The organism is Pseudomonas rhodesiae, from assembly GCF_007858255.1.
In the GTDB taxonomy this organism is placed as follows: Bacteria; Pseudomonadota; Gammaproteobacteria; order Pseudomonadales; family Pseudomonadaceae; genus Aquipseudomonas; species Aquipseudomonas rhodesiae.
In genome coordinates, this window is the sequence record NZ_VFEU01000001.1 from 54,840 (window position 1) to 66,902 (window position 12,063).

Annotated in this window: 8 protein-coding genes and 1 pseudogene; 4 read left to right on the plus strand and 5 right to left on the minus strand. The window is 60.4% G+C overall.

The window, feature by feature from the left end; genetic code table 11:
- Nucleotides 1-22: 22 nt before the first annotated feature.
- The 4 genes from rfbD to rfbB are packed head-to-tail and all read right to left on the minus strand — an operon-like array spanning nt 23 to nt 3,385.
- A complete protein-coding gene (rfbD, locus tag FIV35_RS00265) occupies nt 23-892 on the minus strand; it encodes a dTDP-4-dehydrorhamnose reductase (protein WP_034136502.1) in 870 nt (289 codons plus the stop codon).
- A complete protein-coding gene (rfbC, locus tag FIV35_RS00270; RefSeq protein ID WP_034136503.1) occupies nt 889-1,434 on the minus strand; it encodes a dTDP-4-dehydrorhamnose 3,5-epimerase in 546 nt (181 codons plus the stop codon). Before rfbC ends, rfbD begins: the two co-directional genes overlap by 4 nt.
- Nucleotides 1,431-2,306, minus strand: coding sequence for a glucose-1-phosphate thymidylyltransferase RfbA (rfbA, locus tag FIV35_RS00275; RefSeq protein ID WP_034111342.1), 876 nt, complete (start codon nt 2,304-2,306; stop codon nt 1,431-1,433). The genes rfbC and rfbA overlap by 4 nt, the downstream gene beginning before the upstream one ends.
- Nucleotides 2,303-3,385, minus strand: a complete 1,083-nt coding sequence (rfbB, locus tag FIV35_RS00280; protein ID WP_034136504.1) for a dTDP-glucose 4,6-dehydratase — start codon at nt 3,383-3,385, stop codon at nt 2,303-2,305. The genes rfbA and rfbB overlap by 4 nt, the downstream gene beginning before the upstream one ends.
- A gap of 152 nt (nt 3,386-3,537) precedes the next feature.
- Here rfbB and FIV35_RS00285 point away from each other — a divergent pair, with 152 nt between their 5' ends.
- From FIV35_RS00285 to FIV35_RS00300, 4 genes and pseudogenes are all read left to right on the plus strand, one after another.
- The gene (locus FIV35_RS00285; protein WP_034136505.1) at nt 3,538-6,447 is read left to right on the plus strand and encodes an aminotransferase; all 2,910 of its coding nucleotides are present in this window, start codon (nt 3,538-3,540) and stop codon (nt 6,445-6,447) included.
- 120 nt (nt 6,448-6,567) lie between these two features.
- Nucleotides 6,568-7,674 carry an agmatine deiminase gene (aguA, locus tag FIV35_RS00290; protein ID WP_034136506.1) on the plus strand — a complete coding sequence of 369 codons (1,107 nt, stop codon included), beginning with the start codon at nt 6,568-6,570 and terminating at the stop codon, nt 7,672-7,674.
- 237 nt (nt 7,675-7,911) lie between these two features.
- On the plus strand, nt 7,912-8,124 hold the full coding sequence (locus FIV35_RS00295) for a hypothetical protein (protein WP_034136507.1): 213 nt from the start codon (nt 7,912-7,914) through the stop codon (nt 8,122-8,124).
- Nucleotides 8,125-8,393: 269 nt separating this feature from the next.
- A pseudogene (locus FIV35_RS00300) lies at nt 8,394-9,679 on the plus strand (OprD family porin).
- Between the two features lie 73 nt (nt 9,680-9,752).
- Here FIV35_RS00300 and FIV35_RS00305 read toward each other — a convergent pair.
- Entirely contained in the window at nt 9,753-11,882 is a 2,130-nt protein-coding gene (locus FIV35_RS00305) for a M48 family metallopeptidase (RefSeq protein WP_034136508.1), read from the minus strand.
- Between the last annotated feature and the right edge of the window lie 181 nt (nt 11,883-12,063).

Consider the following 12,063-nt stretch of genomic DNA (forward strand, 5'->3'; position numbering starts at 1 on the left):
TGGGGGTACAGGCGCATTATGCCTAGTGCGGCTGTGCAAGACACTCGCGCAGTGCGTCCAGCCAATGCGGTTGGGCGACATGCCACTGGTGCTGCAAGCGGCTGCAGTCCAGACGCGAGTTCAGCGGGCGTTTGGCGGGTGTCGGGTAAGCGCTGGAAGGGATGGCCTCCAGCTCGGCGCAGGCTTTGCCGGTGGCCCGCAGATGCTCGCCGATGGCTTGGGCAAAGCCGAACCACGACGTTTCGCCTTGGGCCGTCAGGTGATACACCCCCCACGCGCCGGCGGCCCCAGCCTGCCAATGTTCGATCAGGGCGCGAGTGCTGTCGGCGATGGTGCCGGCCCAGGTCGGCGCACCGATCTGGTCGGCGACGATGCGCATCTGCGGCTTTTCCTGCAGCAGGCGTTGCATGGTCAGCAGGAAGTTCTTGCCGTGGTTGGAATACACCCAACTGGTGCGCAGAATCAGATGCTCGCCTCCCACTGCCGCAATCGCCTGCTCGCCGGCGAGCTTGCTTTGGCCATACACCCCCAACGGGTTCGGCGTATCGGCCTCGGTGTACGGCGCCGGTTTGCTGCCGTCGAACACGTAGTCGGTGGAGTAGTGGATCAGCGGCGCGCCCAGGGCCTTGGCCTCCTCAGCCAGAATGCCGGGGGCGATGGCATTGATGGCGAAGGCCACCTCCGGCTCGCTTTCGGCCTGGTCGACCGCCGTGTGGGCGGCGGCGTTGATGATCAGGCCGGGGCGGTGGGCACGGACCTGCTGGCGGATTTGGTCGACGTTGGTCAGGTCCAGTTGCTCGCGACCCAGCACGATCAGTTCGCCGAGCGGGGGCAGACGCTGCTGCAGAGCCTGGGAGACTTGGCCGTGTTGGCCGGTGATGAGGATTTTCATGGGAACAGGTCCGCTTCCACCAAGCGTTTGCCGGCCTGGTCCTTGACGGACAGTTGCGGCGTCTCGGTCAGTTGCCAATCAATTGCCAGCGTTGGGTCGTTCCATGCGATGCAGCGCTCAGCACTGGGCTGATAGTAATCAGTGGTCTTGTAGAGAAACTCTGCGTATTCACTCAACACCACGAACCCATGAGCAAAACCTTCGGGTACCCACAGTTGGCGGTGGTTCTGAGCCGACAGACGGACCCCCACCCATTGACCGAAGTTCGGAGAACTGCGGCGAATATCCACCGCCACGTCGAGCACCTCACCTGCGGTGACACGCACGAGTTTTCCCTGTGTGTCTACCAACTGATAGTGCAAGCCCCGCAGCACACCCTTTTGCGAGCGCGAATGGTTGTCTTGTACGAAGTTGCGTTCGAGGCCCGTGGCCTGCTTGAACGTCCTGGCGTTGAAACTTTCGTAGAAAAAACCTCGGTCGTCGCCATAGACTTTTGGTTCGAGGATTACAACACCGGGAAGTGAGGTTTCAACCACGTTCACTGGCTATCTCCCGCCAGCGAGTACAGGTATTGACCATAGCCGGTCTTGCCAAAATATTGGGCGCGCTGCAGCAGGTGGTTGCGGTCGATCCACTCATTCTCGTAGGCAATTTCTTCAAGGCAAGCGACTTTCAGACCTTGGCGGTGTTCAATGGTCTGTACGTACGTCGAGGCCTCCAGCAAGCTGTCGTGGGTGCCCGTGTCGAGCCAGGCAAAGCCACGCCCAAAGCGTTCCACATGCAGATCGCCACGCTGCAGGTACGCGTTGTTGACGTCAGTGATCTCCAGTTCACCGCGAGGCGAAGGCTTGACCGCCTTGGCGATCTTGATCACATCGTTGTCGTAAAAATACAGGCCGGTCACGGCGTAGCTGGACTTCGGCTTGGCGGGTTTTTCTTCGATTGAAAGGGCGCGGCCTTCGTTGTCGAAGTCGATCACGCCGAAGCGCTCCGGGTCTTTGACCCAATAGCCGAATACAGTCGCGCCGGACGGGCGATTGGCGGCTGTGCGCAATTGATCGCCGAAGTGCTGGCCATGGAAAATGTTGTCGCCCAGGATCAAGCAGACCGGGTCGTCACCGATAAACTCTTCGCCGATGATAAACGCCTGCGCCAGGCCATCCGGAGAAGGCTGTTCGGCGTAACTGAACCGCACGCCGAACTGGCTGCCGTCGCCAAGCAGGTTGCGGTATTGCGGCAAGTCCACCGGGGTGGAAATCACCAAGATGTCCTTGATCCCCGCCAGCATCAGCACTGAGATGGGATAGTAGATCATCGGCTTGTCGTACACCGGTAACAGCTGTTTGGACACACCCAGGGTAATGGGGTGCAAGCGCGTGCCGGAGCCACCGGCCAATACGATTCCCTTCATCATGCAATCAGATCCTTCGTGTCGGTGTTGCCCAATCGTTCGCCCTGATAACTGCCGTCCTGGACCCTGCGGCACCATTCCAGGTTATCGAGGTACCACTGCACGGTTTTGCGCAGACCGGTTTCGAAGGTTTCTTCCGGAACCCAGCCCAGTTCGCGTTCGATCTTGCTGGCGTCGATCGCGTAGCGTTGGTCGTGACCTGGCCGATCCTTGACGAAAGTGATCAGGTCGGTGAATTGCGCGACGCCTGCGGGCCGTTGCGGCGCCAGTTCTTCCAGCAGGGAGCAGATACCACGCACCACGTCGATGTTCTTTTGTTCGTTATGGCCGCCGATGTTGTAGGTCTCGCCGACCACACCTTCGGTGACCACTTTCAATAGAGCGCGGGCGTGGTCTTCGACGAACAGCCAGTCCCGCACCTGCAAACCATCACCGTAGACCGGCAATGGCTTGCCCGCGAGGGCATTGAGGATCACCAGCGGAATCAGCTTTTCGGGGAAATGGAACGGGCCGTAGTTGTTCGAACAGTTGGTCAGCAGCACAGGCAGGCCGTAGGTACGGTGCCAGGCGCGCACCAAGTGGTCGGATGCGGCCTTGCTGGCTGAGTAGGGCGAGCTGGGAGCGTAGGGCGTGGTTTCGGTGAACAGGTCATCCACGCCGTGCAGGTCGCCATACACTTCATCGGTAGAAATGTGATGAAAGCGAAAGGCACTTTTTGCCGGCTCGGTCAGCGTATGCCAGTAGGCACGGGCGGCTTCGAGCAGGCTATAGGTGCCGACGATATTGGTCTGGATAAAATCCGACGGACCGTCAATCGAACGGTCGACATGGGACTCGGCGGCCAGGTGCATGATCGCATGGGGCTCGAAGCGTGCCAGCACGGCGCTGACGGTGGCCTGGTCGATGATATCGGCCTGGACAAACTCATAGCGACTGTTGGAGGCGATGCTGGTCAGAGACTCCAGGTTGCCAGCGTAGGTGAGTTTGTCGAGGTTGAGCACTTCGTGCTCGGTGTGTTGAATCAGATGGCGGATCAGGGCTGAGCCGATAAATCCGGCGCCACCGGTGATGAAAATGCGCATGTCGGAGGGCCTTTTCCTTAGACGGACATTAAGCGGATGAAGCATAGCTTGAGTTGCGCAGCGGGGCGGCGCAAGCACGGTTATAAGCAGGGGGTTGCTTAACCCCCCAAAACAATGGCGATATACACGCCTAAAAATCAGAGGCTCTGACCATGCTGCTCGCCACGTTGATCCATCGCGCCAGTCTATCTTGCCCGCAAGTAGGCCTCGATCAGGCCACTCAACTCTTGGCGCAGCACTATGGCCTTGCTGGCACTTTGCAGTCACTGGGCAGCCAGCAAGACCTCAATTACAGAGTCGACACCCCCCAGGGACAGTTTGTTCTGAAAATCTGCCGGGGTGACTACGCGGCGTTGGAGCTGCAGGCTCAGCACGCGGCGCTGGGTCACCTGCAGACGCACGCCGAGGTGCGTGTGCCTAAGGTCATCAAGACCCTGGCTGGCGATGAGTTGCTCACCCTGACGATCGGCGGGCAAACCCTGCATTTGCGGCTGCTGGACTATCTCGACGGCCAGCCGTTGACCCACATGCCGCACTTGAGCCGTGAGGTGATCGCCGGATTTGGCGACCTGTGCGGCCGCATGAGCCTGGCGCTCGCGCCGTTCGAGCATGGGGGCCTTGAGCGCACGCTGCAGTGGGACCCGCGCCATGCTCCGGAACTGATCACCCACCTGCTGACCAGCCTGGAACGTCTCCCGCACCGTGACGCGTTGGAGCGCGTGGCCGCGCAGGTTCAAGCCCGGATTCGCCCCTTGGCCGAGCGCCTGCCGTGGCAAGCCGTTCACATGGATATCACCGATGACAACGTGCTGTGGCAGCGCGATGCCCAGCGTCATTGGCACATTCAGGGGGTGATCGACTTCGGCGATCTGGTTCACACCTGGCGCATCGCTGATCTGTCGGTGACTTGCGCGGCCCTGCTGCACCATGCCAAAGGCGACCCCTTTGCGATTTTGCCGGCGATCCAGGCCTGCCATGCCGTGACCCCTTTGCAACGCGAAGAGTTACAGGTGCTGTGGCCGCTGATCGTTGCGCGGGCGGCGGTGCTGGTGCTGAGCAGTGAGCAGCAGCAACGCTTGGACCCGGATAACAGCTACCTGCTGAAAAATGCCGAGCATGAGTGGGAAATCTTCCATGTGGCGACCTCGGTGCCGTTCGAACTGATGGAAGCGGCGATTTTGAGCAGCGTTGGCGAAACGCCGACGCCCATCGCCAGCCAGGATTTTGCCCCACTGTTACCGGAGCTGGTCGGTCGCGAATTTGCGTTGATCGACCTCGGGGTGCTCAGCCCGCATTTCGAGGCTGGCAATTGGGAGACACCCGGTGTCGATCGCAGGCTGCTGGACGAAGCAGCAGCAGTTCATGGGTTGGCGGCCAGCCGCTACGGGCAATATCGGCTGTCGCGCACCGTCCCTGACAGCGCCGCCGAGCCGGAGACCTTTCCCCTGCACGTCGAGCTGCATGTGCCCCACGGCACGGTGCTGGAAGCGCCTTTCGCCGGTACATTGCACCAGGACGCCGATGGGGTCGTGAGCCTGCAGGGCGTCGAGTCGAGCGTTTGCTTGATGGGGGTCAAACCCTCCCTCAAACCGGGTGCGCTGCTGGTCAAAGGGCAAGTGTTTGGCGAGGTTCAAGCGCCGCTGACCGTACAACTGTGCCGCGCCGATCTCGAACCGCCGCTGTTTTGCACGCCTTCGCGCGCATCGGCCTGGCAAATCCTCTGCCCGTCGCCTGCTGCTGTGCTGGGGCTGGCTTGCGACGCCGAGCCTGAACTGGACGCTCACGCCCTGCTGGCTCGCCGCGACGCCAGTTTTGCGCGCTCGCAAAAGCACTATTACACCGATCCGCCGCGTATCGAGCGGGGCTGGCGCAACCACCTGATCGACATGCAGGGGCGTTCCTACCTGGACATGCTCAACAACGTGGCGGTGCTCGGCCATGGGCATCCGCGCATGGCTGCGGTGGCGGCGCGGCAATGGTCGCTGCTCAACACCAACTCACGCTTTCACTATGCCGCCGTCACGGAGTTTTCCGAACGCCTTTTGGCCTTGGCGCCGGCGGGCATGGACCGTGTGTTTCTGGTCAACAGCGGCACCGAAGCCAACGACCTGGCCATTCGCCTGGCCTGGGCCTACAGCGGCGGGCGCGACATGCTCAGCGTGCTGGAGGCGTACCACGGCTGGTCGGTGGCGGCGGATGCGGTGTCCACCTCGATTGCCGATAACCCCCAGGCCTTGAGCAGTCGTCCGGACTGGGTGCACCCAGTGACGGCGCCCAACACCTATCGCGGTGAGTTCCGTGGGCAGGACAGTGCCCTGGACTACGTACGCAGCGTGGAGCACAACCTGGCGAAAATCGCCGCCAGCAAACGCCAACTGGCAGGCTTTATCTGCGAACCGGTGTATGGCAACGCCGGTGGCATCTCGCTGCCGCCGGGCTATCTGCAACAAGTGTATGGCCTGGTGCGCGCTCAGGGCGGCGTGTGCATCGCCGATGAAGTGCAAGTCGGTTATGGGCGCATGGGGCGGTTCTTCTGGGGCTTCGAGGAGCAGGGCGTGGTGCCCGACATCATCACCATGGCCAAAGGCATGGGCAACGGCCAGCCACTGGGGGCCGTGATCACTCGCCGCGAAATCGCCGAAGCGCTGGAGGCTGAAGGCTACTTCTTCTCGTCTTCTGGCGGCAGCCCGGTCAGTTGCCGGATCGGCATGGCAGTGCTGGATGTGATGGAAGAAGAAAAGCTGTGGGAAAACGCCCAAGTGGTCGGTGGGCATTTCAAAGCTCGCCTGGAAGCCCTGATCGAGCGTCACCCGTTGGTCGGCGCGGTGCATGGATCCGGTTTCTACCTGGGCCTGGAACTGGTTCGCGACCGGCACACCCTGGAGCCTGCCACCGAGGAAACCAAAATACTGTGCGACCGCTTACGGGAGTTGGGCATTTTCATGCAGCCTACCGGTGATTATCTGAACATCCTCAAGATCAAACCACCGATGGTCACTTCCCGCAGCAGCGTGGATTTCTTCGTCGACATGCTGTCGAAGGTGCTCGATGAACAGTTATAAATAGTCGATTCTTATCGATAATTAGGCCGGATGCCTCAGGCTAAAGCCTCTTAACTGATTTTAAAGCCGATTTTTATCCGTTATAAAGTCGGCCATCACCCCTTCGGAGCACCGAACGCCATGACCACTTTGCACAGCACTCCCCGCGCCGATGGCTTCCATATGCCCGCCGAATGGGCGCCACAGACCCAGACCTGGATGATCTGGCCTGAGCGCCCGGACAACTGGCGCCTGGGTGGCAAGCCGGCGCAGGCGGCCCATGTGGCCGTGGCCAAGGCCATTGCGCGGTTCGAGCCGGTGACGTTGTGCGTGTCCGCCGGCCAATATGAAAACGCGCGGGCGCGTTTGGATGTGCCGAATATTCGCGTGGTGGAAATGTCCAGCGATGACGCTTGGGTGCGGGACACCGGCCCGACGTTCGTGATCAACAACAGCGGCGAAGTGCGCGGCGTCAATTGGGATTTCAACGCTTGGGGCGGTTTCGATGGCGGCCTCTACGCGCCGTGGAACCGTGACACACAGGTGGGCGGCAAAATCCTTGAGATCGAGCGCGCCCCCCGTTACCGCACCGAAGGTTTTGTGCTGGAGGGTGGTTCGATCCACGTTGATGGCGAAGGCACCCTGATCACCACCGAAGAATGCCTGCTCAACCGCAATCGTAACCCGCACCTCGACCGCGCCGAGATCGAAGCGGTGCTGAGCGCCAATCTGGCGGTGGATAAAATCATCTGGTTGCCGGACGGCCTGTTCAACGACGAAACCGATGGCCATGTGGATAACTTTTGCTGCTACGTGCGCCCGGGCGAAGTATTGCTGGCCTGGACCGATGACCCACAAGACCCGAATTACGCGCGCTGCCATGCCGCCATGGACGTCCTGCAACGCAGCACCGATGCCCAGGGCCGCTCGTTTACAGTGCACAAAATGCCGATTCCGGGGCCCTTGTATGCCACCGAAGAAGAGTGCGCCGGGGTCGACCCGGTGGACGGTTCCCAGGAGCGTAATCCGACCGTGCGGTTGGCGGGTTCCTACGTCAACTTCCTGATCGTCAACGGCGGCATCATCGCGCCGAGCTTCGACGATCCGCTCGACCTTGAAGCCAAGCGCATCCTGCAGGACCTGTTCCCGCAACATGAAGTGGTGATGGTGCCGGGTCGTGAATTGTTACTGGGGGGCGGCAATATTCACTGCCTGACTCAACAGCAGCCTGCGCCGCATAAAAACTGAGTGCGGTTGTAACAGCGCTTTAACGACGACCTGGCGCTACGCGCCTCCAGCTTCCAAGGCAAGCCCGCGGCCCTACTAGCCCGCGGGCTTTTTTGCGCGCGCAGGCCCCTGAACCTGGCGCATTGGCATAGCTCTTGTATCGGTTTTGCCATAGCAGTGGCCCAAGGTGATGACTGCGCAGTTCTGTCATAAACCTTGAGTAAGTTAGCCGCTCACGCAGTCGGAGAGAGCGCTGAAATGAACGTCGAAATCAACCCCATGCGCGCGCGCCCGCTTCATCCTTCACGGGTCGACAGTGACGCCATCCATGCCCTGGCGCTCTGGTTGAAGGAAAACAGCGCGCGGCAGGTCAGGCAACCTGACCTGCGCAGTGTATTGAGTGAACGCTACCCGCAGGGGTTGTTCAGTGAGGATGAAGTGCACGCGCTGTGCGAGGTGATGCGCAATTAGTTGTCGTTTTTAGACATGTCATCAGCATCTCCTTAGAATTATTTCGCCTAAATACAGACGATTCGCGAAATTGACACATAGTTCAACGCGCGACTAGGATTGCGCCCAACGCCTGTGGCTAACCGCCATGACTCTTCCAATAAAAAAAGGCCCGCGGCATGTTCAGTCGTCCGCGGGCTTTCTTTTTTCCGAAAAAAGTCGATATCAGAAAGCGACATGGAGCCTGGTATCACAGCGCGTACTCAACCCGTAATAAGGAATACAAGAACATGTTGAAGCAACGGATGAGTCTGATCGCTCTGGGGATTTTGAGCGCATCGACAGCAATGGCCAACGACCAGGACCAATCCAAGGGTTTTGTCGAAGACAGCCACCTGAATATCGCCGCACGTAACGCCTACATCAGCCGTGACTACAAAAACGGCAAGCAAGACAAAGCCGAGTGGGGCCAGGGTTTCATCGGTAAATTCGAGTCCGGCTTCACCCAGGGCACCGTCGGTGTGGGTGTGGACGTGATCGGTCAGTACGCTATTCGTTTGGACGGCGGTAAAGGCCGCAGCGGCGCTGGCGGCATCGACTTCTTTAAGCAGGGCGATAGCGGCTCGGCCGCAGACGACCTGGCCAAAGGCGGCGCTGCCGTGAAGTTCCGGGTGTCCAACACCGTGCTCAAATACGGTGATCAGTTCCCTAACGTCCCGGTTCTGGCCTACGACAACTCCCGCCTGTTGTCCGAAACCTATACCGGCACCTCGATCGTTTCCAAAGAGATCGAAGGCCTGCAACTGGACGCCGGTCATTTCACCAAGGAAGCACGCAAGAGTGCTGAAGGTACCGACAGCGGTAACCTCAAGAGCATCAACTACCTCGGTGGTAGCTATAAATTCACCGAAAGCCTGTCCGCCGCTCTGTACGCGTCCGATATGGAAGACGTGCTGAAGAAGCAATACGTCAACGTCAACTACGTGCTGGCCCTGCCAGAAAAACAGTCGCTGACCTTTGACTTCAACGGCTACAAAACCAAGTTGGACAAGAGCTTCGCCCTGCAAAACCAAGGTGACGAAGACGCTCGCGACAACAAGATCTGGAGCCTGGGCGCTACCTGGGCCGTTGGTCCGCACAGCTTCACCGTCGCTCACCAGCGTAGCACTGGCGACACTGGCTACCTGTACGGCGGCTACCGCAACGATGGCGGCATCGGTGACGGCGGCAACACCATCCTGCTGGCCAACTCCTACTGGTCCGACTTCAACGGCAAGGACGAGCGCTCCTGGCAGGTCGGTTACGGCCTGGACTTCAGCACCTTCGGCGTGCCGGCCTGACCTACAACGTGGCCTACGTGCGCGGCACCAACATCGACGACGGCTCCAACCGTGGCGATGGCACCGAGCGGGAAATCTTCAACCAGTTCAAGTACGTCGTTCAGAGCGGCCCGGCCAAAGACCTGAGCCTGCGCGCTCGTGCGTCCTGGTTGCGCGTCTCCAACAACGCCAGCAACTACAACGTGGGCGGTAACGAACTGCGTCTGTTCGCTGACTACCCAATCAACGTGTTCTGATTGACCGCACGTTGCGCCTGATGTCAGGCGTTAAAAAACCCCGACTGGTTCGGGGTTTTTTTATAAGCGCCGATCAGTCCTGACGGCTTTGCAAGATGCTGCGCGCCAGCGACGCGTTCACGTAATCGGTTATCAGCGACAGCCCTTCGTAAGGCGCGATCTTTCGGTTATCGATGCACAACTGCGCCATCTGCAACACCACCAGGCGCTTCTTCTTATTGAGCCGCACCCCTGGCACGCCGAACGCCGTTTTGCGCAGTTCGGGCAGCGGTGCTTCGTCCGTCAGTTCAAGCGTGAGCCAGATGCCTTGGATCGGTTGCAGCGACACATTGGCGATATGCTCAATCGGCAGCGGTTGCGCCAGGTTGGCAAACACAAAATGCTCCGGCGTGAGCCGCAGCGCGATCTGCGGCGCGCGTTTGTAACGGCGCACGCCCAGCCACACAAAGATCAGCGCAATGCTGGCGATGGCCGCGCCGGCACCGAAGGTCGACAGCGGCGTGCCTTTCACGCGCGATGGATCGAGCCAAGGCAGGCTCATGATCAGCAGCCCGAGCACCACAAACGGCACCGCCAGTACCGCCGTGACCAGGGCGCGCCGCCGGCCACCTTCGTGTAAAGCATGTTCGCCCTGAGCGGAAGCGGCCAGCGTTTCCAGCAGTTCGGTTTGTGCCTCGTCTTCGGCGACGACGGCCTGGATCAAGTCGTCGGACAGCTGTTCGCTAAGCGCTGACACCGAACTGAAAAAAACCACCAACTGCGCCTGCGCCGCCTCGACATCCACCGCGCGGGTAGCGTTGCGCGTGGCATCATCCAGCGACGCGTTCAGGGCTTGCAGGCGTTCGCCGTTGGAAGGGTGTGAGTCGGTCGGGTGTGGTTGGTGAATGTCCAGTGCGTCAGGTGGCAGTTGCAAGGCTTGTTCGCGTAATGCAATCAGCACACCCTGGGTCAGGTCTGCGGTCGACGCCGTCTCGCACAGCGTGATCAACGCGTCCTCTAGGTGCGGTTGCAACACCGAAACGCGCAGCAAGGCCGAGGCTGCTGCCCCATTACCGGCCAACCGCGCGCCGGCGGCATCGGCCAGCAGTTCGCGCTCGCGACTCCAGTGGTTCACCGCGTGGTCGAAGCGCTGTATGAAAAACACTCCGAACAGAAATGATGGACGCATCAGCCAACCTTGGATCAGATCGCTGGCCAGCAATGTCTCTTGCAGCGCCTCCAGGCTGCGATTGACCCCATCGTAGATCGGCAAAAAGCGCAGGCTGTACTCTGTGTCCTGCCCGACAAAGTGCGCCAGCTCATGGCCAATCACGGCATTGATTTCCGCCGGATTCAGCAGCCCCAGATACGGCAACGGCACATGCAACGTCCGCCCATGCAGCGAGGTGTGCGCCGGCAGCAATGTGGCGTCGCTGGACGTGACGTAAAAGCCTTGGGCCAAGCTCACCACGATATGGTCGGGCGGCAAAGCACCGAGCCGACCCGCCAATTCACTCACCTGGCGCCATAAGCCCGGAGCCTGTACGGGCGTGACTTCCCGCGCGAAAATCTCCATGGGCGCTGGCGTGAACATCGCCAGCATGTGGCGCAATTGCCGCAGCAGCAGCCAGATGGAATACAGGCAAAACGCCGCAACCACCCCCAGCACCGCCATCAGCTTGACTTCGCCACTGCCCAACCGGCCTACATGCCACATCCCCAAACCTTCGAAACACAAGGCCAGCGCCACCGCCGCCGCCATCGCCACCACATGGCTCACCAGCCCATAAGGCAACAACCGACTGCCTTGGGTGAACACACGTAGTAATGTTTCTCGCGATTGCAACGCCTGTCGCCCCGCCCAGTGCGTCCCGGCCAACGCCGCCAGGCCGATCACCGCCGCCAGCAAACCGAACCCCACCACCCACGGCGCGAACCCGCGCATTGCCCGATTCACCTGATGAGCCGTGGGTAACTCCGCCTCGATCTTTTCCAGACGTGAGAGCGCCAACTGCACGCTGATCTTCTCATTCGGCAGATCGACACTGGCCATAGGGTTCCTCGCCGCCAGCGCCCGCAGTTGTTGTTTCGCGATGCTCACATTGCTGTGGTAATCGATCATCGCATTGCTCATCTCCTCCGCACGCTGCCGCTCCCAGTTACCCAGGGCAGCCAACAGCAGCGGGAAAATCACCAAAAGGGCGACGAGTTTTAGAGCGTTCATGGGAATCCGTTCGTGACGCTGGGGGATGTTGGTTATACCGAAAAGGGTTGGGGGTGGGCAAAGTGCTTTTGGCGGTCACCTCGCTGACCTGGGCCCTCATGCATATCGATCAGCAGCCCCCACGGCCGGATATCTGAAAACACAGGAATTGCCAAACGCCAACGGACTTCCTCTTCATTTC

Excerpts from the sequence above, each read along its gene's own strand:
- rfbD (WP_034136502.1), bottom strand. The coding sequence starts at position 892 with ATGAAAATCCTCATCACCGGCCAACACGGCCAAGTCTCCCAGGCTCTG.
- rfbA (WP_034111342.1), bottom strand. The coding sequence starts at position 2,306 with ATGATGAAGGGAATCGTATTGGCCGGTGGCTCCGGCACGCGCTTGCAC.
- rfbB (WP_034136504.1), bottom strand. The coding sequence starts at position 3,385 with ATGCGCATTTTCATCACCGGTGGCGCCGGATTTATCGGCTCAGCCCTG.
- FIV35_RS00285 (WP_034136505.1), top strand. The coding sequence starts at position 3,538 with ATGCTGCTCGCCACGTTGATCCATCGCGCCAGTCTATCTTGCCCGCAA.
- aguA (WP_034136506.1), top strand. The coding sequence starts at position 6,568 with ATGACCACTTTGCACAGCACTCCCCGCGCCGATGGCTTCCATATGCCC.
- FIV35_RS00295 (WP_034136507.1), top strand. The coding sequence starts at position 7,912 with ATGAACGTCGAAATCAACCCCATGCGCGCGCGCCCGCTTCATCCTTCA.
- FIV35_RS00305 (WP_034136508.1), bottom strand. The coding sequence starts at position 11,882 with ATGAACGCTCTAAAACTCGTCGCCCTTTTGGTGATTTTCCCGCTGCTG.